The following is a 24,391-nucleotide window of genomic DNA, read 5'->3' on the forward strand; positions in this document are numbered from 1 at the left end:
ACCACGGATATGTCACTGATAAATCGTAATTGAGTTCTTATTCGCTGATTTGGCGGTACACCATTGGTGAAGCTTCGCGTTTGCTGTCACCAATTACCATCGCTTTACGGACTTCAGCCGCAGCTTCTTGCCATGATTTTTCACTGTTCGCATGGATCATCGCTAACGGAGTGTCTGTATTGATTTCAGCACCAAGCGCTACGATGTCGCTTAATCCCACACTATAATCAATTGCATCAGTGGCTTTACGACGACCACCACCTAATGTCACAACAGACATACCTAATGCACGTGTATCCATTTCTGTGATAAACCCAGCTTTCTCAGCAAATACAGGTTTACTTAATACCGCAATTGGCAGGTATTTATTGTAGTTTTCAACAAAATCAGATGGGCCTTTCTGTGCTGCAACCATTCGACCAAAGACTTCTGCCGCTTTACCGTTATCCAACACATCTTGTAGTTTTTGACGAGCTTGTTGACGATCATCCGCTAAACGGCCTGATACTAACATTTCAACACACAGCGCCATAGTGACTTCAAATAGACGAGGGTTACGGTATTCACCTGTTAAGAATTGAACTGCTTCACGAACTTCAACCGCATTACCTGCGCTTGAAGCTAGAACTTCATTCATATCCGTTAACAGTGCCGTAGTTTGACAGCCTGCGCCATTTGCTACTTGGACAATTGACTCAGCCAGCTCTTCAGACTTCTGATAAGTTGGCATAAAGGCACCCGAGCCCACTTTAACATCCATCACTAATGCATCTAAACCTTCAGCTAATTTTTTACCTAGAATAGAGGCTGTGATAAGCGGGATTGAATCAACTGTAGCAGTAATATCACGGGTAGCATAAAAGCGTTTATCAGCAGGTGCTAATGAATTAGTCTGTCCGATAATAGCAACACCCACGTTACGAATAATATCGCGGAATTTTTCATCATCAGGGAAGATATCGAAACCTGGAATTGCTTCGAGTTTATCTAATGTTCCACCTGTATGACCTAATCCACGACCTGAAATCATAGGAACATAACCGCCACACGCGGCAACCATTGGCCCTAACATCAGAGATGTAACATCACCTACACCACCTGTTGAGTGTTTATCAACAATTGGGCCGTTTAAATTTAGGCTTTTCCAGTTCAGTACTGTACCGGAATCACGCATAGCTAATGTCAGAGCAACACGCTCAGGCATCGTCATATCGTGGAAATAAATAGTCATTGCTAATGCAGCAATTTGACCTTCAGAAACAGTATTATCTCTGACGCCATTAATGAAAAAACGAATTTCTTCCTCTGTTAAAGGATGACCATCACGTTTTTTACGAATAATCTCTTGGGCAAGAAACACTGCAACCTCCTGGTTTTATAGCATTGATAACGCCCACAATAAAATGTGGACGTATTACACGAATGGATTAGTAACCACTAGACGATTTTTGCTCGCCATGACCTAAAGTGGCTAGTAAATTACCTAACAAGCTTGATGCGCCAAAACGGAAGTGACGGGCATCAACCCAGTTGTCACCCATAATGCGTTTAGCCAATGCAAGGTATTGGGCAGCTTCTTCAGCGGTACGTACACCACCAGCCGGTTTAAAACCAACTTCTTTGCCAACGCCCATATCGTGGATCACTTGGATCATTAACTCAGCGCTTTCCAGTGTTGCATTTACAGGTACTTTACCTGTAGAGGTTTTAATAAAGTCTGCACCTGCTTTGATGGAAATTTCAGATGCTTTACGGATAAGCGCTGGATCTTTCAGCTCACCCGTTTCAATAATGACTTTCAGTAAAGCGCCTGCTTTTGCACAAGCTTCTTTACATGCTTTAACGATATCAAAACCGATTTGCTCGTTACCAGCCATAAATGCACGGTAAGGGAAAACTACGTCAACCTCATCTGCGCCATAAGCTAATGCCGCGTTGGTTTCTGCTAATGCAATATCTAGATCATCATTACCATGAGGGAAGTTAGTTACGGTTGCGATACGAATGTCAGGAGTGCCTTGTTCGCGTAACACTTTACGTGCTAACGGAATAAAACGTGGGTAGATACAAATAGCAGCAGTATTGCCTTCTGGGCTTTTAGCTTGATGACATAATGCTGTCACTTTTGCATCAGTGTCATCATCATTTAATGTAGTTAAATCCATCAAAGACAGCGCAAGGCGCGCTGCAGCGGTTAAATCTGTCATAAAACTCTCCAACGATGTTTCTCAAGCCCTCTTGGGCGTACGCTTAAGGTTAGCGATTAAATTTGTTGGCGAGCGGACTTGGTTCCTTGAAGATGTTGTTGCAGCTTAATACCACAACGACAGCTGAGCTCCCTCTCACCGCGCTATGCTCACTTCGGCGACCCGTCATTGAGCTTTCGCCATTCCATGAAGTTTCAGCACATCTTATTTGAACACGCTAAGGAACAATTAGATGTGCTTTTCGTCACACTAATTAAATGCAACTTGCAATATATAACATAAAAATGTGATAAATATCACAGTTAAGTCGTTTTCTGGTTTAATGTTACTCGAATAGCGCCTTTAAGTCGTCTTTATAACGCAAAAAAAGCGTGAGCAATATAAAATGATATCGTTATTAACCCTATTCAATACAAATTGCGAAATATCTCTCACAATAAAAGTAGTTAACATTACAGCAGAAAACAAACATAAAAGAGCAGATAGGCAAAACCCATCTGCTCTGCACAATAAAAATTAATTAAGCAACAACGGCCATTGCTGTTAATGCAAAGAAGAATCCTGCAATCGTTGCACTCATTAAGTTAGAGAGTGTACCTGCAAGTACTGCTTTCATACCTAAACGAGCCACATCTTGACGACGATTTGGTGCCATTCCCCCTAAACCACCTAACAAAACAGCTACGGAAGAAAGGTTAGCAAAACCACACAGTGCAAAGGAAATGATTACCTTTGTTTGTTCTGATAACACCATGAGTCCAGAGCCCGCAACAAGCGCATCCTCTTTGAGGTATTTACTAAATTCAGAGTAAGCATAGAACTCATTGATAACAATTTTTTGTCCAATAAATGAGCCTGCAATGGTCGCTTCACTCCAAGGCACGCCAATTAGGAAGGCAATAGGTGCAAACACCCAACCAAACACGAGTTCTAATGAGAAATTCTCATAACCAAACCAGCCACCAATACCACCGAGGATACCATTAACTAATGCAATCAATGCAACGAAAGCAAGTAACATGGCACCGACGTTAAGGGCAAGCTGTAAACCTGAAGAGGCACCTGCAGCTGCAGCATCGATAATATTGGCGGGTTTTTCGTCATCTGCCATTTTATCAAGCGCATCTTTTTGATCATCTGGTGTTTCTGTTTCAGGGATCAATAATTTAGCAAAGAGTAAACCACCAGGAGCCGCCATAAAGGAAGCCGTAATCAGGTACTCCAACGGTACGCCCATGCTAGCGTATCCAGCAAGCACAGAACCCGCAACAGAGGCTAAACCACCACACATAACAGCAAAGAGCTCAGAGGTTGTCATTCTTGCAATATAAGGGCGAACAACAAGCGGTGCTTCTGTTTGTCCAACAAAAATATTTGCAGTTGCAGACATCGATTCTGTTCGTGATGTACCCAGTACTTTTTGTAAACCACCACCAAGAATTTTGATGACGATTTGCATAATGCCAAGGTAATACAACACTGCAATTAGTGAAGAAAAAAACACAATAACAGGCAGTACGCGTAGGGCGAATACGAAACCGCCGCCACCAAATAATTCGAACATTTTATCTGATACTAAGCCCGCAAAGAGGAAGCTCATCCCATTATTGCCGTAATCAATAACATTCTTAACGCCATCAGAAATCGCAAGAAGTACCTCGCGACCACCGTCGGAATAAAGAACAAATGCACCTAAGCCAATCTGAATAAGGAATGCGCCACCAACTGTACGTAGTCTAATTGCACGTCGATTGCTGGAAAACAGAACGGCTATCAATATTAATGTTGCCATTCCGACCAAGCTCATAATGAGTTGCATTGAAGGATCCCTGTTCACATAAAAATTTAATGGATTATCAATAATGCCCTTGCCAGAGCTTATTGACTCTTTTTTGCCAGATAATTATACCTAGTCTAAGAAAAGAACCCTCAACATCCATCACAAATAGGGTCTGAAAAAAGTAACAAAAAAGTCACAAATGAGAAGTTGATCACACAAAAAGAGGGGAAAACCGCATTATTGAATAGGCAGAATAGAGAGAAAACATCATCCGATTAACAAACCATGTATTCAATTTTAACCAGTAAAGTTAAATTCAATTCAACAACTAGATATTATCTTTTAACCGAAATAATTGTAGGCTATTAAAATAGAGTTGCTGTGCAATTACCTCAGAGGGTTCTTGACGTAGTTCACAGAGTTGAGAAAAAACATATTGAATTCGTTCTGGGCGATTGGGTTCACCTTGAAAACCGCTCACAGGCATATCGGGCGCATCTGTTTCTAGTAATAGCGATTCAAGCGGCAATGAAGCCATTGCTCGACGGGTCTTTTGTGCTCGCTCATAAGTAATGGTTCCACCAACGCCAATAAAATAGCCTTGTTGAATAAACTTTTCAGCTTGTTGCTGGCTTCCTGCAAAACCGTGTACAACTCCTTTACGAGGAACATCATAACGACGTAACAAGGCACTTAACTTATCGTGAGTTTTACGTGAGTGTAAAATAACGGGTAAATCAAACTTAGCCGCTAATTTAAGTTGTGCAATTAAAAAGCGCTCCTGCTTTTCTGGTTGCGGGTTATCCATATAGTCATCAAGCCCGATTTCTCCGATAGCAACACAACGAGGTTCTATTTTCAATTTCTGTTCTAATTCAATGAGATGTTGTTCTGTATGCGCTTCAATATATAAAGGATGCAATCCTAATGCACTATATAATTGAGGATATTCATTTGATAACTCAGTCACCACATCAAAATTCCAGCGAGCAACTGCAGGAATAATGATTTTTTTTACTTGCGCTTGATGTGCTAAAGATAAGCTATTTGCAATATCATTATAAAAAACCGGAAAATCAAAATGACAGTGAGTATCAATAAATTTATCCATTCTTAAACCTGCCTTACATCAGGGTGCACACTTCTTGTTCCTTGTTGAATAATTGAAGCATCCTCCGCTTTATCCGCCTTTGCTTCTTGCTCAAATAGGCTAAAGATTTTTTTATCGTGCTGTTTGAATTTTTGCTTAGAAAAATGCTGGCCTATTGTCGCTAAAAAATAGCGCCCACAACGTCTACCCACATGATAATCATGATTTAATGCACTTAAACGACTTCCTAATGCACTCGATTGTAGCGTCGTTGGTGGATAGATTTCGATAACTACAACATCTTCTGGGGGCGATTGAATAAATTTAAGTGTTTCGGTATAGGTTTCGATATGGACTTGCGCCATCGCCATAAAACGTTGTAAACGGCTATTTTCAAACCATTTTCCCATACGGTCGACCCATTCTGTTGTGTATTGATATTCAGAAGGAACAGTACGAACAACAACAATAGTACGACAACCACGTCGATAAGCTTCTCTCACAGGAATAGCATCGCTGATACCACCATCATGATAAACAACATCATGAAATAAAACCCCATTACGATAAAAAGCAGGAATAGCACTGGACGCTTTGATTATCTCAAGCCAAGTCAGTTCATCGGGTTGAAAATAGTTGGCCTGAAAATTATCAGAACGACTTGCCACCATATAAAATTCGCGCCCTGTATCAAACCGCCGTAGTGCTGTTGGTATATCAAGAGGCATTTCTTTGGCTGTCGTGTCTATATACCAATCAAGATCGAGTAAATTGCCGCCACGGACAAAACGAATGGGATTGAAGAATTGATTATTGGTTGTATAGCGATTAATAATTTTACGTGCATATCCACGCTGACCACAGGCAAAAGCAGACAAATTTTGTGCTCCCGCAGACACCCCAAGTAAAACATCAAAGGGATCAAATCGTGAGCGCATAAATTCATCAAGGACACCCGCAGTAAAGATCCCGCGTTGACCTCCGCCCTCACAAACTAAAGCAACTTTACCTTGTGGTAGTGAGGATTGAAATTCGAGTGCAGCAATATTATTTAATGTGACAGGTATATACTTCCCCATAATGTCTCCTTAATACAACTTAACAAAGGATACCCGCACATTTTTTTGACGTCATTCTTTTTCCGTACTCATTCAAATAAATTAGACAATATATTCTTAGAGTGTAACGAATATAAAAGAAAATCACGCTTATGATTTGATATTTACATCTGAATCTACGCTTTTAACACCTTCAATTTTTTCAATAAATTGTAAGATTTTTTCTTCTTGCGCTTTACTATCAACAAAACCGGAAAGAAAGACATGCCCAAACTCAGTACGAATAGAAATATTATCACTATTAATATCTTGCATTGGTAATAGCGTATCTTGAATTGTATTAGAAATAGAAGTATCACTTAAATAGTGACCCGTATTATTCCCACTTTTATTAATCTCGCTATACCACGATGTTTCAGCTGACGCGCCCATACTGACAAAAGCTAAGCCGATTGACATTAATAACGCCAATTTTAGCGTCTTATATTGTTTCATTGCTCTCCCCCTAATCACAATAACTGAGATAGGAAATATACGTGTGTTTTAATGTCTGTCTTTTTATTAAGCACTACAAAAATTTAACAATCTAAGCTATTACACTAATAAGCTATCCGAGTTAAATAAAGTAAAAAATAGCAAATAAAGACTAATCCTAATAATTTTATTCTAAAAATGAAAAATAAATCTATAAAAAATTTTACATATATTTATAAATAAGTGTAAAAACAGGCATCATGTTAACAGAAAAAAAAAAGAGTAATTCCAAATGAAGGAGGGTTTTTCGGTAGGATATTAGGGATATACAGAGGATATTTAACAAAGAAAATCGAGTCTCTCACAGCGATGGGTTTATTAAGAATAAAGACTCAATAAAGCGAAGCAACAAATAAGGCTATATTAAAAAACATAGCCTTTTCATTAAGTTAAATGTTCAAAGTATGAACACACTCTTACTCTAAATAATTCAAGCGACAACTTTAAGTATAAGCATGAGAATACTATTACTCTGAATAGTTCAAGCGACAACTTTAAGTATAAGCATGAGAATACTATTACTCTAAATAGTTCAAGCGGCAACTTTAAGCATCAGCACGAACATGCTATTACTCTAAATAATTCAAGCTGCAACTAGGCGACAAGTGAATGAGTCGCTAGTCACATACATAAGTATGTGACTAGTGCGAATGAACGTAGTCAACAACGTTGCAGCTTGAAGTATGACGAGTAATTAGTGCTCACGGGTCTGATGGAACTCAACATCAGGATAACGCTCACGTGTTAAATTCAAATTGACCATCGTTGGTGCGATATAAGTTAAGTTATCGCTGCCATCAAGTGCCAAGTTTTGTTCATTTTTACGTTTAAACTCTTCGAGTTTTTTCTCGTTATTACATTCAACCCAGCGTGCCGTTGAAACGTTAACGGATTCATAAATCGCCTCAACGTTATATTCACTCTTAAGTCTTGCAACAACCACATCAAACTGAAGTACACCGACCGCGCCGACGATTAAATCGTTATTTGCCAGTGGTCTAAAGACTTGTACAGCACCTTCTTCTGATAACTGCACCAATCCTTTAAGTAACTGTTTCTGTTTTAATGGATCACGTAAACGAATACGGCGGAACAATTCTGGCGCAAAGTTTGGAATACCCGTGAATTTCAGAATTTCACCTTGAGTAAAAGTATCACCAATCTGAATGGTACCGTGGTTATGAAGACCAATAATATCGCCAGGATAAGCATGTTCAACGTGAGAACGATCGCCTGCCATAAAGGTTAATGCATCAGAAATCACCACATCTTTTTTAATTCGAACTTGGTGTAACTTCATACCTTTATCATACATACCAGATACAACACGTAGAAATGCAACACGGTCGCGGTGCTTAGGATCCATATTGGCTTGGATCTTGAAGACGAAACCGGTGAACGTTTCTTCAGAAGCAGTAACTTCTCGTATATCAGTTTGACGAGGCATTGGTGCTGGCGCCCATTTTACAAGGCCATCAAGCATATGGTTAACACCAAAGTTACCTAATGCAGTACCAAAGAACACTGGGGTTAATTCGCCTGCTAAAAATGCCTCATGATCAAATTCGTGAGAAGCACCTAATACTAACTCTAATTCATCACGTAATTGACTTGCTAAATCGTCACCTATCGCTTCATCAAGCTCTGGGTTATCTAACCCTTTGATAACACGAGAATCCTGAATAGTGTGGCCTTGACCAGTTTGATAAAGATAAGTTTCATCTTTCAGAATATGATAAACCCCTTTGAAGAGTTTTCCGCAACCAATAGGCCAAGTAATCGGACTACACGCAATTTTTAATTCTGTTTCAACTTCATCCATGACTTCCATTGGATCACGAATATCACGGTCAAGTTTATTCATAAAAGTCAGAATTGGGGTATCACGTAAACGTGTGACTTCCATTAATTTACGAGTACGATCTTCGACCCCTTTAGAAGAGTCAATAACCATTAAACAGCAGTCAACTGCAGTTAAAGTACGATAAGTATCTTCAGAGAAGTCTTCGTGCCCTGGGGTATCTAATAAGTTAACTAGACAATCCGCATAAGGGAACTGCATAACTGAGGTTGTAATAGAAATACCACGTTGTTTTTCCATTTCCATCCAGTCAGACTTTGCATGCTGATTTGAACCACGGCCTTTTACGGTTCCTGCACGTTGAATTGCTTGTCCGAATAACAACACTTTTTCAGTGATGGTTGTTTTACCCGCATCGGGGTGGGAAATAATGGCAAAAGTTCTACGACGAGCAACTTCTTGCTGAAAAATAGGATTAGACATCAATGGTGATCTTCTGGTTGATAGACGAGTGAATGTAAGACACTGATATATTGCTATAAGTAATAATTAACGTGACTATAAAAACATTCAACCCGTAAGTTAATCTTAATTGGCGCTTATTTTCGCCTATCTTGTCTGTATAAACAATCAATGGTTACTATTTTATCTACTTGAGGGAGTGATGCCTAGTGTTTGAAAAAATTAATCGTACCTACTGCCTTATAGAGCAACATTGTTTTCATTGATACGCTCAGCATACCTATGTTTACTAAAAATTCTACAAGCTACCTTTATGAGCTAACAATAAAGCAAAGCGTTAGCCTATTTATTTTCGGTCCAGGATTGAATATAAGGATCTAAATAAACATACCTTCATTTAGATTTAATTTTGTCTATATTTAGAGACTAATCACTTTATTTAAAATAAAAGCAAATACTCAACTACTTCTTTTAAATATTATTCACCTTTTTAACACCGTTATAATCACCTGACGTTTTAAAATTTAACAATGACAAAAGTGAAATTAACTTGATAAATTTACATTAAGTAAAAATAAAGATAAATTTCAAATAAAAATAATGAAAAAATAAAATTATCATTCTTCAAATAAAACAAAAAACGCCTAATAGAAGGCGTTTTAAATTTAACTTAAATAAAGATTTAATTAGAAAGAAATAGGATAAGCCATGATAATCGCATCTTCATTTCCCGTCTTCGTTGGGTAATAGTTTTTGCGTTTTGAAACGAAATTAAATCCTATAGATTCATAGAGATTGAATGCTTTTTCATTAGATTCTCGCACCTCTAACCATAAGGTAGTAATATTTTTTTTCTCAAGTGTTTCAATCAGTTCCAATAAAAGTGCTTTACCGTAACCTTTCCCCTGATAATCAGGATGGATTGCGATATTAAAAAGTGTTGCCTCATCTAATATTAATTGCGTAATTGCAAAACCTACAATAATATTATCAATGCAAATTTTCAGATTAAAATAATGACTACCTTGGTTACTATAAAATGTTTCTTCACTCCAAGGGAATGAATGACTTAATTTTTCAATTTCCCATGCTAAAGGTAAATCAGCAGGGTTTAAGAGTGAAATGGTCTTCATATTGATAAATTTGTTTCCAAAGATCGCGTTTTGCATCAGCATCAAAATATAACTGATGTAATGAAGGGCTTCTCAGAGAAGTATATTCAGAGGGAAGTATGAGATCAGTGCCTAATAACCAGCAGGGAAGATTGAATGATTCTGTGAGCATGCTCACATCATCTGTTGTAATACAATAGATTTCGTCTTTATCTATCCCCATGGCGCTAAAAATATCAGAGAAAAGCCCGTTATTTAGATCAACGGTATCATCAGTAATGATAAGTAAACGTGTTGTATCCGGAAATTGAACAGAATGCTCGCCTTTTAACACAGCAGGCTTATGAAGTACCCACTGACGAATTCCAAGTTGGGATAACATTCTGTCTTTACGGCTCATTATGTTTACCTATCAAGTGTAGAACAACGGTACATAGTATCAGAGGGCATAAACTACGCCAATAAATAGCGTCGGTTTCTTTATATCTGATATCATGCGTCTCATGTTTTTTAAGGAGTAATAATCATAATGTCCTCACTGTCCCCTGCTAGCGAAGTTATTCTTCGTCACCTAGATCATTTCGCAGACAGGCATGTACTTATTGCAGGTGATCTTCAAGATACTTTTGCGGCGCAAATTCAGGCAAAAAGTGTCAGAGCATATACCAACCAATATCACCAGTGGCTACCATTACTAAAATCAATGGGGGATAATGCACTCTTCGGTTTAGTTGCAGATCAATCCTTTGTGAAATATTGCAATACCTTGATCTATTTTTGGCCTAAAAATAAAAACGAAGCCACTTTCCAACTGCGTAGCCTTTGCTCTAACTTACAAGTGGGTACTGAAATTTTTATCGTCGGTGAAAACCGTAGCGGTGTTAAAAGTGCCACTGAATTAATGAACGGCATCGCTAAACTTAAAAAAATAGATTCTGCACGCCGTTGTAGCTTATTTTTTGGTACTCAAACATATCAAACACTGTTTGACCGTAATAACTGGTGGCAAACCTATCGCCATGACGACTTAACCGTAATGGCATTACCGGGTGTCTTTAGCCAAAATGCATTAGATGAAGGTAGCCGTTTATTACTTTCAACTTTTGATGATGCAATGGTTGGCGATTTACTGGATATGGCATGTGGTTGTGGCGTTCTTGCTACAGTCTTAGGCAAGAAAAACCCAATGTTGAAACTCACCTTGTGTGATGTAAATGCAGCGGCAATTTCTTCCAGTATTGCGACATTAAATGTGAATGAATTAGAAGGCCGAGTGATTGCGAGTAATGTCTATTCTGCCGTTGAAGAAACTTATGATTGGATAATCTCAAACCCGCCTTTCCATGATGGTTTAGGTACAAGCTATACTGCTGCTGAAGATATTATTCGCCTTGCACCAAATTATCTGAAAAAAGGCGGTAAATTACGCATTGTAGCGAATTCGTTTATCCCTTATCCAGATATCCTGGATCATGTATTTGGCTCTCATGAAGTGCTTGCATCAACAGGTAAATTCAAAGTTTACCAAGCCACCAAGAAAGACTAATCACAAGCCCTGTTATTTATGACAGGGCTTTATTTTTCATCACCAAGATATTTATTGATAAAAAATAATTGATGCCAAAAATAATTGGCATAGAATTCGCGTTCTGTCTGACTGCGAGGATGGCGGAATTGGTAGACGCGCTAGCTTCAGGTGTTAGTGTTCTTACGGACGTGGGGGTTCAAGTCCCCCTCTTCGCACCACTCAATAAACCTTTCTTTTCCTTTGATAACCCCAGTTAATAATCCTTTATTGCTCTCTATTCATTATCCAGAATATGTGACTAACAGTGTCATTAAGCTATAAGTCAACACAACACCAGCCGGGATCATCACCCACATCTGCAATTTCTTATGGAATAACATCAATGTTGATAGCAGCATTGAAACAACTAAAACTAACGTAAATGCAGATGTTCCAGCAATCGAGTGCATAATGACGGTAAGCAAAGAAGAAACCGCTAACATTTCCCATAAACTGATACGAGATGCCCAAGAAGCGACTGAAGATAAACGTGTTAATTTAGCCATAATAACTCACCATTAATGATAATGATTTTCATTATTATATACAGCACCAATACTAAATCAACTTATATAAAGAAAAAAAACGCTCTATATCCTTATTTTTTAAAAGGTTAAAGCATTTTCTAAAACATAAAAAACGCCTTCTCATTCTCACGAAAAGGCGTTTGATTTTATAATATTATTAATAAACGAAATTAAGCGTTATTTGGCTTTATAAAATAAAAGACCATATGAATATCTTCTGGCTCTCTTTCATAAAGTTCAGGATCAGGAATATCAATTAAACGACACCCTAAATGCTGATAAAAATTCACGCTGTTTTCAGAAGGTGTTGATGAAATATATAATCCATCCGCACCGTTTTCCTTCGCATATTCCACACAATAATCAAATAATATTCGCGCTAAGCCTTGCCCACGTTGCAGGTGGCTGACATGTAAAAAAGAGAGTTGAAGCAGACTACCATTTTTACCGCGCTTTTTCGGATCAACACTTGCCGCAGCAACCAATCGATCATGTTCAAAAATGCCCCAAAAAGGCGCTCCTCGATCAAAGCTTTCAAGTAAAACTGGGGTGTAATGTTCTGCTTCACCTTCTGGCCAACCTTTCATATCAAAGCGCTGCTTTGATAAAAGCAACTTTCCTTCTTTCAATACATATAGCTTTTCAATAAGCTCCGTTCTATCAATTTCCCATACTTGCGGAATTTCATTTCTTGTTAATTGACGAATATTATTTTTCATTATTAATGATTAACCTGTTCTGAAGATGATTCACTTTTTTCTAATGCGTGATAAGCCACCGCACAGAATAAGGAATTCAACCGTTTCATATCACCAAGCAAACTGGTATGCAAAGAACTGGTTTCAATGCTTTGCATATTATGCAAATGAAGACGTTCTACATGTGCAAACGAGTAACGTTGGTTGAGTAAACGGAAACGATGTTTTGCTCGACGTAACTTACGAGCATGTTCCATGTTGCCGGAAACAAATACCGACATCGCCAGATTCAGATTACTTTGCAGACGCTCAAGGAGTGTCTGTAATTCACGACGTCCTTCCTCCGATAAAAATAAGTGGTGATTTAAACCTTTACTCACCACTTCAGCCGACATACGCGCAATGATAGCGGATGATTGTTGTAAATTCATCGCTGTATCAATAATTTCAGCCCAACGTCGGGAATCTTCCGTACCTAGATCATGCTGTTGAATTTGCGCCATGTACAATTTAATGCTGCTATGGAGCAACTCCACCTCTTCTTCTAACTGACTAATTTCCCTTTTCTGCTGACGATCACCTTCCATTAATGCAGTAAAACGTTGCAACATTTGTTCTACAACATCACCTAATCGTAGTGATTCTCTCACCGCATTAGCGATAGCTAAAGATGGAGTATCAATAGCAGATTGATCCAAATAACGAGGCGCAACTTCCGATCCTGTAGCTGGTAATTCCGGAATAAGTCGCTGACATAATTTTGCCATTATGCCGACAAAAGGGATCATCAATACACAGCGTGCAAGATTATAAATAACATGAAAATAGATAACGACTTCAGCCGGTGAAAATCCATATTGCTGGATTTTATTTGCAATTATAGTTATCCAAGGTAAAACCAATAATGCACCAATTAATTTAAAGAAGAGACTTCCTAATACGACTTGGCGTGAAACAATATTTTGTCCCCGACTACTCATTAACGCAAGTAAGCCACTGCCAATATTAGAGCCAATCACAATGCATAAGCTGATATACAAAGGCATTAGCCCAGTTGCGCTCAATGTCGCGGTCAATAACACGGCCGCAAGGCTTGAATAACTCACCATGGCAAACAGAGCGCCCACTAAGAGAGCTAAAACAGTGTCTCCACTTAATGATGTAAAGATAGCTTGTACCGCACTGGCATGAGTGATTGGCTCAGCTGAGGTAACTATCAATTGCAAAGCTAAAATAATTAAGCCAAGGCCAATTCCCACTCGCCCAAGTTGCCCGACGCGCTCTTTTTTACGACTTAAAAAAGTAATCACCCCGACAAGAATAAGAAGTGGAGATAACCAAGAGAGATCAAACGTCAGCACTCGTGCCATAAGTGCCGTACCTACATCCGCACCTAACATAATAACAAGTGCAGGTGTAATCGAAATAAGTCCTTGCGTCACAAAAGAGATAACCAAAAGCGCCGTCGCATTACTGCTTTGGACTAATGCCGTTACCCCAAGACCTGCAAGGAAAGCGTTGGATTTTTTATTAATACTTTTACCTAAAATTCGGCGTAAATCAGAGCCAAAGACGCGCATAATGCCTGTACGAACAATATGTGTTCCCCAGACAAGAAGCGCAACTGATGAGAGTAAATGAAGCAGTGTCAGCATAGAAATAATAACCTTATTTTTATCGTTGTTTGTTTGACTCTGTTCTCCTTCAATCTCATAAAAAGAGAAAGACCATGAGCAGATACATCTGAGAAAAGATTTTTATTGGTAATGCCTTAATAACACATAAGGTGACTAGGCAAAAAGATATTGCAACTTAAGTGCAATAATCAATGGAGAAATTGAGAATATTACATAGATTAATTTGTGAATTCTGTTAATTATAACAGAAAATGTGTCACTTTCAAAATCAGCCTATAAATAACCTATTGATTTATTATCATTTTATTTTAAATAGGCTCAATTTTTAATAAAAAAACGCGACCAGAGGGTATCTCTCTAAGTCGCGCGAAAATACAACAATTTAGTAAGGCAATTCGACTACAAGTTCAGACAGACTATAAATTCAACTGGAATTTACTTCAGACCCATTGCATCACGCATTGTGAAGAACAAGTCTGTTTGGTCAGTTAACCCGACCACATTCGCAGCATGCGGGCCATAAGCAGCAACACGTAATTGCGCACCAGTATGCTCTTGAGATCCTTCTTCAGAGTTACCGTAATTCACCACCATAACCGCACCATCTTTAGTGATAAGTGCTTGTGTTAAGCCACTTGATTTCACATCAGCTTCAATAATCTGGCTTGAATGCGCATGGTCAGCGGTAACAATAATCAAAGTGTCGCCGTTTTGTTTAGCAAAATCTAAACCGATTTGTACTGCTTCATCTAACGCAACAGTTTCACCGATTTGTCCGCAAGGATTAGCATTATGATCTTGCTTATCAATAGAAGCACTTTCGACTTGTAAGAAGAAACCGTTTTCATTAGTTTTCAGTAAATCGATCGCTTTTTTAGTCATTTGTGCCAGTGTTGGCGCATTTGGATCGAGTTTAGAGTTAGGTTTGCACTCTAATGGTGGATTATTCAAATTACCATGATACGTGGCTTTTGGTCCTTCCCACGCCACGGCCATATTACCTTCATGGAACAAACCTAATACCGGCTTATCCTGATTTGCCAAAGTAATTGCATCTAACGATTTTGCATCTTTGACGATTTGATAACCACGCTCGATAGCTTGTTGCTCTAACGTTTTACCTTTGTATTCTCCCGCAGCGGCAGTTTGAGCAAAACTTTTTGCACCGCCCCCTAATGTAACGTCTGCACGAGTCACTAATAGTTGCTCAGAGATAGAACCTTTGCCGCCATTTTCTAATGCATTAGTTGAGCATTTTTCTAAGGTTTCAACTGGACCATAGCATTTACGTCCAGTGACATGAGAAAACAGTGCGGCAGGTGTCGCATCTTGAATTTCAGATGTAGTCACGTTCCCTGTTGCCTTTCCGTTGGCTTTTGCTAATTCCAAAATGGTTTGGTGATCCTTACCAAATACATCAATCCCTAATGCACCATTATAAGTTTTCACACCAGAAGCCCATGCCGTTGCTGAGGCTGCCGAATCTGTTACATAGTTAGGTTTTTGTGTTTTTCTATCTAATGAATAGTGTGTGTATTGACCCGTTATCGGTAACGCATCGATACCTTTAAAAAAGCCACCTGCACCTTCAGCGTAGTTACGTGCAACAGTGATTTCAGAATCCCCCATACCATCACCAATAAAGAGGATCACATTTTTCGCTTGATTATTATTTAAAGTTGCTTTTAATGCCTCAGTTTGATCTTGAGTCATACGGCGAGCACCGCCAAATTCCGTGATATTACCTTTTGCTGCGCGATCTTGTGCCAAAATTGCATCGGCAGCAACGGGAGCTGCAAAAGAAGAGAAACTCGCACCAGCCAATAGCGTTGTTACAATAACGGATAAAATAGAACGTTGGTAACGATGAGACATAGCTTTTTCCTTGCACTCTAAAGTAAAAAACAGGGTTAATGTTTTAAGTCAGGAAAAGCTTACGGCAGTTAAATGACAGAGAAATGAAGGGTAAAAGCGATTTCGATGACAACTTTATGACACCTTGATGACAAACAAAAAGCTTATACTGCAAATACGTGTATAAGCTTTTGTTATATTAAAACATATTGTTAAGGCGTGATCTTAAACTCGTCATTCTCTTGAGTTAATGCTTTTGCCCCTAAATACAGGGTTTCACACCAAGAAATATAATCATGCCCACTGGCCATTTCGAGTGATTGAACAGGATAGCCTTTTTGCTCTAAAACCTGTTTCAAGTGGCGATTATTATTTAAAATCCCGCCTTTATCACCACGACTTTCAAATAGCCCTGCTTCTAAGAAAAACTGTAATGGCTTTTTATCTGCTTGCTCAAATTGTCGAATAAGCCATTCAGGCTCTTCATTTTCAGGCGCCCACCAATAAGAGCCGGACATACTCAGCACTTTACCAAAGCGATCTGGGCGATTAAATGCAACCCATGAAGACGCTAATCCTCCATAACTTGAGCCTGATACAATCGTTTCTTCTGCTGATATGTGAATACCTTTCTCTTTTTCTAGCCAAACAAATAATTCATCTGCCAAGAAACGGTAAAAATCAGGATTTGGTGGTAATTCAACACTACGGCGATCGCTATCAATACTATCAACAAATAGGATCATCATCGGTGCCAATTTCCCTTCCTCTATCTGTTTATCAAAAAACTTATCAATACCATATTGGCGACGATAAATTTGACCATCAAATAATACGAGGATCCGTGGTGTTTCCATTTTTTGGGCTGGCCGGTAAAGTGCTATTTCACGATCATTATTTAAGATCTCACTGTGAAAGCGAACAATCTCTGTCTTACCCTTCATGGTTCTATCAAGAATATCAGGCAACTGGCATTCACGCTTACTGTCTAACGACAATAGAGAAAAGTGATTATAGATATCCTCAGATTGACTTGGTGAATTTTGGGAATTAAATGGATCGGCTTGTGCTGTGGTTAAAATCGCGCGGCGTTGTTCAAAAGGCGCTGAATTTTCAATAACAGGTACATCAGGCGCTAATTTATATTGCATTAATGTGTCGTTAGGCACGATATAACTACGATACCAAATATCACTATTGGCTAAACGTGTTAACGGATCATGATTACCATCGGGTGATCCCAATAAATAAACATTCTTTTTGGCACCTTGCCATAGAAAAGTGACTCGCTTTTTACCACTATCATAAGACTCAATCAGAGGAGTCCCTTCCTGACGTATTTGTTGCCAAAACGCCTGAATATTTTTTTGATCAAGTTGTTTAGCGAGCGTTTGTAAACGAGGGCTAGTTAGTGCAATACCGGCATCTTTATCTAAAGGTTGATAAGGTTGTGTTGTTAGCATGAGTTGCCATGACTTCCCCTTCTCACCTTGTGCAACCAATTGATAACTAGACGTTTTAGGCAATAAAAAACGGATTTTTTGTTGTCCATCAGCGGGAACATCTTTCAATAAGCTACGAATATGAGTGCCATATTGTGTCTCTAACCGTAGATTTTGTATGCCTTTTACGTTTAATTCAACATAACGTTCGCGCTCTAAATGAGTAGCAAAACACACCGTATTGTTATCAAACTGGCCTGTTATTTCATTACCTTCTGTTACAGATAAACAATTAGCAAAACTAGGAAAGGATGCCATTAGTGCACATATCATCAGAGGAATTCTCACTATATTATTCTCGTTATGAACTATTGTGAGAAACAATAGTAATGATAATTGTTATCATTACAATAAGTAAAAAGGTAAAATTGCTACATATCATCAAAACTATTTTTCGCATCAAATAAAAAAGCTCAAATAAATTATTTGAGCTTTTTTATAATGCAATATTAAATCAACGCTCTTCTAATGGATAACTACGGAAACTCCATAATCCTAACGCTTTTAAGCCATCACGATAAATACCCTGTATATCTGATTTACTGGCTTTTTGTAATTCCGCTAATGGCTTATCAGGTGCGACAACTGTTAGGTAAGAGATATCACTTGGGCCACTTTGCCAACTCGCGATAGTGAAAATCGCATCAGCACGACGAACATGACTACCAGAGCTAATAATCACTGCTGTTTTAATACGATGCTTGGTTAAAGCATAACGACTAAATAACGCATTTTCGACAGTTGTACGTGCGTAGTTTTCTTGGAAAATACGTTCCGGTGCAATACCGTTTTTCACCAACCAATCCGCCATTAATTTGCCTTCCGTTTGATGTGCTTTCGGCACACCTCCCGTAACGACAATCATGGCATCAGGTAATTGTTTAGCCACTTCTAAGGTTTTATTTAAGCGTTCAATTAAAATCTTATTCATTGTGCCATCGGGATTTAAGGCATAACCCAATGTCACAATCGCGTTGTTATCTTTGGTTTTATTTAGTTTTGCCAAATCTGCCGGTGTCAATTTATCACTTAAAGGCATTTTACTGACGCGGTCAATCTCTGCGAAAAAGCGATTAATCTCTTCAGCTTTAGCTGGATTTAATGATTTCAATTTATTGAAATACGCTTCACTTTCTTTGTCTTTTCCTTCAAAACGAGTCCATGAAGTGACATAAATTAGCGCATCAATATCATCAGGAGCGGCTTCTAAAATTTGTTTATAAATAGTAATCGCGCGAGGAACATCATTGTTATAGATATAAGCACTCGCGGTGCTAAATAATAAATCGAGGCGGTAAGGTTCTAATTTATAAGCTTGTTGCAGTTTTTGCGCCACAATTTCCATATTGGATGGCAATTTCCCCGTGAACCCTGCATCTGACACTCGTGCCGGAGATTTAAAGGCATCTAACGCATCTTGGATCAAGCTATCAACGGTTTGACGCTGAGAAACATATTGCTGATAACTATTATCTGGCTGATGCACTTTTTGGTAAGACAATGCAGTTGATGAAACGGTAAAACCTAAAGCAGCAATCGCTAACGAAATGACCGTTTTCTTAATACGATGTGAAACACGGGAAGGTTGCGCCATTATCTTGTCCTTTTACGAAAAATAGTCTGCTTCTTCACCTGAGCGAATGAAGATAGAGAGTGTGACTCCTCACACCTAATGGTAAAAGAAATACACACCGATAAATCTATACCTAATATTTATAATAAAGATCTCCGCATTAATTTTCAGTAACCTTTCTCACCTTATTGAAAAATAATAGCATTATTAGGTAAATAGCTTATTTGACAGATTTCTTTATGTATTTTTATCTTTTAGTAAGTAATTTTGTTCTGATAGCTCATCAGTGATAAAGAATAAAAACACTTTATTCTTTAGTAGAAAGTGAGAAGCTTGCATTTAAGTTAATTCTTTAATGTAAAAACGCCACTAATGGCGTTTTTAATCATAACGTTACTCAATATGTTTTGATTGCATCATTAATAATTCTCTGACTAATTCGACGCAACTTAAGAAGCGCTCGTCATAATCAGGTGAGTTAACTTTAATATACTCAATATTGTTTTTATCTAACATTTCCATCAGTAAAGTTTGGAAACGACGACGATCTTTATCACTGCCTAAACTACGCAAACCATCAGCTACCCATGGCGTGTTATTTTCTAGCAAGATAACTAAATCAAAACGGTATTCATCAATCAAAGCTTGAACAAAGGGGTGCTCTTTACCTTCATAACGTAAACAAAATGCCTGCGTTGTGACAAAGTCCGTATCAACAAAAGCTACTTTATTGGCATATTTAACAGCAAAATCAATATATTGAGCATGTCCCAATGCGATTTTATCGTAGTCCGAATATTGTAATGCCATCTCGTCTCCACCTAAATGAGAGAAAACATAATCGCGACCATACTCCCATGCACTGGTTGTATTGAAGATATTGGCAAGCTTATTGACTAGTGTTGATTTACCGCTAGATTCACCGCCTAAAATAGCCACGGTACGCACAAAGAAGGGTTTAACTTCTGTTGGAATATATTCCCAATATTTAAAAGGTGCTTGGCGGATTTGGCTACCACTAATATTCATAAAGGAACGTTCAGGATCAATCAATACCGTTTCAATACCCAAGAAAGCATTATATTGTTCTGAATCTTCTCGTTCACTGGTATAGATAAAATCAGGGGTTATCTGCTTTTCGTGCAAAAACGCTTTGATCCCTTCACTCCACATTTCCCAACCATGGGGTTGTGGTTCAATTCCGTGCTCATCAAACTCATGAATACGAATATTTTTTTGATATTTAAAGGTTTGTAATAACCAACGTAATCTGTCACTGACAGTCGGTTGTTGTGACATCGCACTATTGATAAATAAGTTTTTATCACGAGGCTCGTCATGACACAAAATGACATGTAATTCATCCACTTGACTACAAGCGCGTTGAATTAAATAAATATGCCCTGTATGGAGTGGATAAAATTTGCCGAAAATCACACCGATGGTTTTCTTTTTCACTGGGTATTCTAACCCCAAGAATTGGTGTAACGCTGACATTTTTTGCGCACTGGGGCTCTTGATTTTATTATTAATCAATTGGCTAAGATAGCCTTTCGTCATATCACTTTCATCAGCAACTTGTTGTAATGTATATCCATTTTTTCTGATAGCCTGTTTGATATAATCAAAAGGTCCCATAATTAGCTCCTTTAGAAATCTTCTAAATCATCAAGAACAGATAATGCATCTGACAGCTTCTTCACACCATACACTTTCATATCAGGAGGATTTTTTTTCGGCATATTCGCACTCGGTACAATCGCCCGTTTAAATCCATGTTTTGCTGCTTCTGCAATACGCTCTTGTCCACTCGGTACAGGCCGAATTTCTCCCGCAAGGCCAACTTCACCAAATATCACTAAATCACGCGGTAAAGGACGATTACGAAAACTTGATACTAATGATAATAACAAGGCTAAATCAGCACTGGTTTCTGTGACTTTAACCCCTCCCACCACATTGACAAAAACGTCTTGATCAGACATTTGTAATCCGCCATGGCGATGTAAAACGGCAAGTAGAATAGCAAGACGATTTTGCTCTAATCCTACCGCAACACGCCGAGGATTCGACAACATTGAATGATCAACTAAGGCTTGTATCTCCACCAGCAAAGGCCTTGTTCCTTCCCATACCACCATCACAGAACTGCCTGATGTGATTTCATCTCCTCGGCTTAAAAAGATAGCAGAAGGATTACTCACTTCTCGTAATCCTTGCTCCGTCATGGCAAAAACACCTAATTCATTAACGGCACCAAAACGGTTTTTATGACTGCGTAAAGTACGGAAACGGGAGTCTGTCTCACCATCCAACATAACAGAACAGTCAATACAGTGTTCCAGTACTTTAGGCCCTGCCAATGTGCCATCTTTTGTCACATGGCCTACCATAATAATGGCAACATCATTGGTTTTAGCGAAACGAGTTAGATAAGCAGCCGTTTCACGCACTTGAGCAACACTGCCCGGTGATGATTGAATATCCGCCATATGCATCACTTGAATAGAGTCAATCACCATCAATTTAGGCTTTTCTTGTGACGCAATTAAGCAGATTTGCTCAATGCTGGTTTCTGACAACATATTCAGTTCTGCTGTCGGTAAACCTAATCGATGAGCGCGCATAGCAACTTGTTGTAGCGACTCTTCACCCGTGACATACAACGTTTTCATTTCAGTAGCTAAACGGCACATAGTCTGTAGTAATAAAGTACTCTTACCTGCGCCGGGGCTTCCCCCGATTAAAATAGCACTTCCGGGAACAACGCCACCACCTAATACACGGTCAAACTCTTTAAATCCTGTTGAGAATCGGGGTAATGCTTCAAGGCTAATTTCCGATAGCTTTTGAACACGGCTAGCACCTTTTGCATCACCCGCAAAGCCACTGAAACGCTCGTTACGGGAAGAAGAGGTTGCGGCAAGGCGCACTTCTGTAATTGTATTCCACGCATGGCAAGCCGAGCATTGCCCTTGCCAACGAGGATAATCTGCACCACATTCATTACATACAAAGGCTCTTTTTGCTGCTTTTGCCACACTTTTCTCCCAACAATAACGATTTTAGAAAAACACACTTAGCGCTCTTCGTGTTTTAAACCACCACTTAAAATACACATTACACCCATTAAATCAGCATGACGAATAGCGACTTTTGCTTGAGCATACACTTTCGGTTTTGCATGATATGCAATGCCAAGCCCCGCCTTTCTCAGCATTTTAAGATCGTTTGCACCATCACCAATGGCAATTGTTTGCTCTATTGGGATCTCTAAATCTTTCGCTAAACGCGCAAGCACTTGTGCTTTATATTTTGCATCAACAATCGTACCTTTGACCTTACCTGTCAGTTTGCCATCTTTAATTTCAAGATGATTAGCAACAGCAGCTACTAAGCGTAATTTTTGTTTTAAATTATCAGCAAAATACGTAAAACCACCCGATGCAATAGCAATATGCCAGTCCATCGCTTGAAGTTTACGTACTAAGCTCGTTAGCCCCGGCATAAGAGGTAAATCATCCATTACTTTTTGCAAGATAGAAGCATCGGCACCTTTCAGTTCAGCAACACGGAGTTTTAAGCTTTCACTAAAATCCATTTCACCTTGCATAGCGCGTTCTGTTATTGCCGCAACTTTATCACCCACTCCCGCAAGTTTGGCGATTTCATCAATACACTCAATTTGAATAGCCGTTGAGTCCATATCCATCACTAAAAGTCCAGGAGAACGCAAGCGAGGGATTTCACCTAATGGAACGACATCCAGGCCACATTCATCAGATAAACGGCGAATTCTACGGGTTAGGCTACCGGCAATACGTACCACTTGGTAATCATCAATACGCCATGAAGAAACCACCACAATTGCCACGCCTAATTTATGTTGAAACTCGCTAATTCTTTTTTTATCGAGTTCTCGTCCATAAAGTAACCACCCACTATCGCCAGCACGATAATCCAGTGGCATGACTTCTTCACCACTGAGTGATAGTGGCAGACCTGGCCATTTACGGATTTCATCCGGTAAATAGCAATAGGTCAGACTATTTGACATACTTATTCTCCTGTTTTCCCCTGTCTGAACAAAATAATCGTTATTCAGCCTATTCTATCTCTGACTCATCTGGCAACATGCACATACTTGCTTACGCAAAAGGATGAACATGCTTAAAGACAAACTAAAATTCAAACTACAAAAAACGGCGATTATACTGATTTGTATCGCACTATTGGCATTTCTTATGCAAGGCGCGTCTTATTTTAGCCGTGCTAATCAACACGCCCGTATTACTCAGTTTGAAGAGCTTGCAAAAACGCTGGCAGAACAAGTTGCGTTCTCTTTATCCACTTATTTGGATGACAGTAGCAAAGATAACGTAAATCCCCTCATTATGGCTAATTTAAATCATCTCACTCACAATAGTCGGGTACTTGATGCCAGCCTTTATTTAGAAGATGGAACACAAATAGCGCATAGTGGTGAAAATGTCACTGTTAAAGAACGATTAGCACTAGAAGGACAGAAGAGTGGCGGTTCGTTTAATCACCAACTTGTTGTTCCTGTACCGGGTAAAGATAAACCGAAGGGATTTTTAAGGCTGACATTAGATACTCACCAGTTGATCACTGAATCAAGCCAAGTCGATAACACCACTAATTTATTGCGAGTCATGCTATTAGTCGCACTTGCGATTGGCTTTTTGCTTTCTCATAACCTTCTTCAACTAACTCCCGTTCATTGGCAACAGTCTCCTTATTTATTAACAGCTAATTTACCACCTCGTACTGAAAAAGGGGAAGATAAAGAAAGCCCGGATGAAAATGATGAAGAAAATGAATCAAAAGAGGGTGTCAAAGAGGAAAATAACGACACTGACAATAAAATAGATAAAATATAAATTCTTATTTTTTAGCAAACTATTCAGTGAGTTTAGTGAATAATTAACTAAGCTCACTTTTTTCTATTTACTTATTTAGATATATCTA

General features: G+C 38.8%; 20 protein-coding genes and 1 tRNA gene. 3 read left to right on the plus strand and 18 right to left on the minus strand.

Features of this window, described 5'->3' with window-relative positions:
- Positions 1-37 precede the first annotated feature (37 nt).
- The 9 genes from deoA to DK861_RS10300 all read right to left on the minus strand — a co-directional run bounded on the left by deoA (position 38) and on the right by DK861_RS10300 (position 10,444).
- Positions 38-1,360 carry a thymidine phosphorylase gene (gene deoA / locus DK861_RS10260; RefSeq protein WP_109400020.1) on the minus strand — a complete coding sequence of 441 codons (1,323 nt, stop codon included), beginning with the start codon at positions 1,358-1,360 and terminating at the stop codon, positions 38-40.
- 67 nt (positions 1,361-1,427) lie between these two features.
- Complete coding sequence (gene deoC / locus DK861_RS10265; protein WP_072064360.1) at positions 1,428-2,207, minus strand: deoxyribose-phosphate aldolase; 780 nt, start codon at positions 2,205-2,207, stop codon at positions 1,428-1,430.
- 520 nt (positions 2,208-2,727) lie between these two features.
- A complete protein-coding gene (locus tag DK861_RS10270) occupies positions 2,728-4,026 on the minus strand; it encodes a NupC/NupG family nucleoside CNT transporter (RefSeq protein WP_072064361.1) in 1,299 nt (432 codons plus the stop codon).
- A 289-nt stretch (positions 4,027-4,315) separates the two neighbouring features.
- On the minus strand, positions 4,316-5,098 hold the full coding sequence (locus DK861_RS10275) for a TatD family hydrolase (protein WP_109400021.1): 783 nt from the start codon (positions 5,096-5,098) through the stop codon (positions 4,316-4,318).
- Between the two features lie 2 nt (positions 5,099-5,100).
- Positions 5,101-6,156, minus strand: a complete 1,056-nt coding sequence (locus tag DK861_RS10280) for a patatin-like phospholipase family protein (protein ID WP_109400022.1) — start codon at positions 6,154-6,156, stop codon at positions 5,101-5,103.
- Between the two features lie 129 nt (positions 6,157-6,285).
- A complete protein-coding gene (locus tag DK861_RS10285) occupies positions 6,286-6,630 on the minus strand; it encodes a BON domain-containing protein (RefSeq protein ID WP_109400023.1) in 345 nt (114 codons plus the stop codon).
- Between the two features lie 733 nt (positions 6,631-7,363).
- Complete coding sequence (gene prfC / locus DK861_RS10290) at positions 7,364-8,953, minus strand: peptide chain release factor 3 (RefSeq protein ID WP_109400024.1); 1,590 nt, start codon at positions 8,951-8,953, stop codon at positions 7,364-7,366.
- 665 nt (positions 8,954-9,618) lie between these two features.
- Entirely contained in the window at positions 9,619-10,065 is a 447-nt protein-coding gene (gene rimI / locus DK861_RS10295; protein ID WP_072064366.1) for a ribosomal protein S18-alanine N-acetyltransferase, read from the minus strand.
- Positions 10,034-10,444 (minus strand): DNA polymerase III subunit psi, encoded by a 411-nt coding sequence (locus tag DK861_RS10300; RefSeq protein WP_072064367.1) that lies wholly within the window; start codon positions 10,442-10,444, stop codon positions 10,034-10,036. Before DK861_RS10300 ends, rimI begins: the two co-directional genes overlap by 32 nt.
- A gap of 129 nt (positions 10,445-10,573) precedes the next feature.
- Between DK861_RS10300 and rsmC the strand changes: the two genes are divergently transcribed.
- Positions 10,574-11,590 (plus strand): 16S rRNA (guanine(1207)-N(2))-methyltransferase RsmC, encoded by a 1,017-nt coding sequence (rsmC, locus tag DK861_RS10305; protein WP_072064368.1) that lies wholly within the window; start codon positions 10,574-10,576, stop codon positions 11,588-11,590.
- A gap of 113 nt (positions 11,591-11,703) precedes the next feature.
- Positions 11,704-11,790, plus strand: a tRNA-Leu gene (locus DK861_RS10310).
- 63 nt (positions 11,791-11,853) lie between these two features.
- Here the strand turns inward: DK861_RS10310 and DK861_RS10315 are convergent.
- The 9 genes from DK861_RS10315 to serB form a co-directional block, all read right to left on the minus strand.
- A complete protein-coding gene (locus DK861_RS10315; RefSeq protein WP_109400025.1) occupies positions 11,854-12,117 on the minus strand; it encodes a DUF1435 family protein in 264 nt (87 codons plus the stop codon).
- Positions 12,118-12,308: 191 nt separating this feature from the next.
- A complete protein-coding gene (locus DK861_RS10320) occupies positions 12,309-12,857 on the minus strand; it encodes a GNAT family N-acetyltransferase (protein WP_109400026.1) in 549 nt (182 codons plus the stop codon).
- A 2-nt stretch (positions 12,858-12,859) separates the two neighbouring features.
- Positions 12,860-14,491, minus strand: coding sequence for a Na/Pi cotransporter family protein (locus DK861_RS10325; protein WP_109400027.1), 1,632 nt, complete (start codon positions 14,489-14,491; stop codon positions 12,860-12,862).
- A 417-nt stretch (positions 14,492-14,908) separates the two neighbouring features.
- The gene (phoA, locus tag DK861_RS10330) at positions 14,909-16,348 is read right to left on the minus strand and encodes an alkaline phosphatase (RefSeq protein WP_109400028.1); all 1,440 of its coding nucleotides are present in this window, start codon (positions 16,346-16,348) and stop codon (positions 14,909-14,911) included.
- Between the two features lie 191 nt (positions 16,349-16,539).
- On the minus strand, positions 16,540-18,087 hold the full coding sequence (locus DK861_RS10335) for an alpha/beta hydrolase-fold protein (protein WP_239452163.1): 1,548 nt from the start codon (positions 18,085-18,087) through the stop codon (positions 16,540-16,542).
- A gap of 196 nt (positions 18,088-18,283) precedes the next feature.
- On the minus strand, positions 18,284-19,423 hold the full coding sequence (locus tag DK861_RS10340; protein WP_006536133.1) for an ElyC/SanA/YdcF family protein: 1,140 nt from the start codon (positions 19,421-19,423) through the stop codon (positions 18,284-18,286).
- Between the two features lie 372 nt (positions 19,424-19,795).
- The gene (gene nadR / locus DK861_RS10345) at positions 19,796-21,040 is read right to left on the minus strand and encodes a multifunctional transcriptional regulator/nicotinamide-nucleotide adenylyltransferase/ribosylnicotinamide kinase NadR (RefSeq protein WP_072064375.1); all 1,245 of its coding nucleotides are present in this window, start codon (positions 21,038-21,040) and stop codon (positions 19,796-19,798) included.
- Positions 21,041-21,051: 11 nt separating this feature from the next.
- Positions 21,052-22,443 (minus strand): DNA repair protein RadA, encoded by a 1,392-nt coding sequence (gene radA / locus DK861_RS10350; RefSeq protein WP_109400030.1) that lies wholly within the window; start codon positions 22,441-22,443, stop codon positions 21,052-21,054.
- Positions 22,444-22,481: 38 nt separating this feature from the next.
- Positions 22,482-23,459, minus strand: a complete 978-nt coding sequence (gene serB / locus DK861_RS10355) for a phosphoserine phosphatase (protein ID WP_109400031.1) — start codon at positions 23,457-23,459, stop codon at positions 22,482-22,484.
- Positions 23,460-23,568: 109 nt separating this feature from the next.
- Between serB and DK861_RS10360 the strand changes: the two genes are divergently transcribed.
- On the plus strand, positions 23,569-24,303 hold the full coding sequence (locus tag DK861_RS10360) for a YtjB family periplasmic protein (RefSeq protein WP_109400032.1): 735 nt from the start codon (positions 23,569-23,571) through the stop codon (positions 24,301-24,303).
- Positions 24,304-24,391 lie beyond the last annotated feature (88 nt).

Source organism: Proteus sp. TJ1640 (assembly GCF_003144445.1).
Classification (GTDB): Bacteria; Pseudomonadota; Gammaproteobacteria; order Enterobacterales; family Enterobacteriaceae; genus Proteus; species Proteus penneri.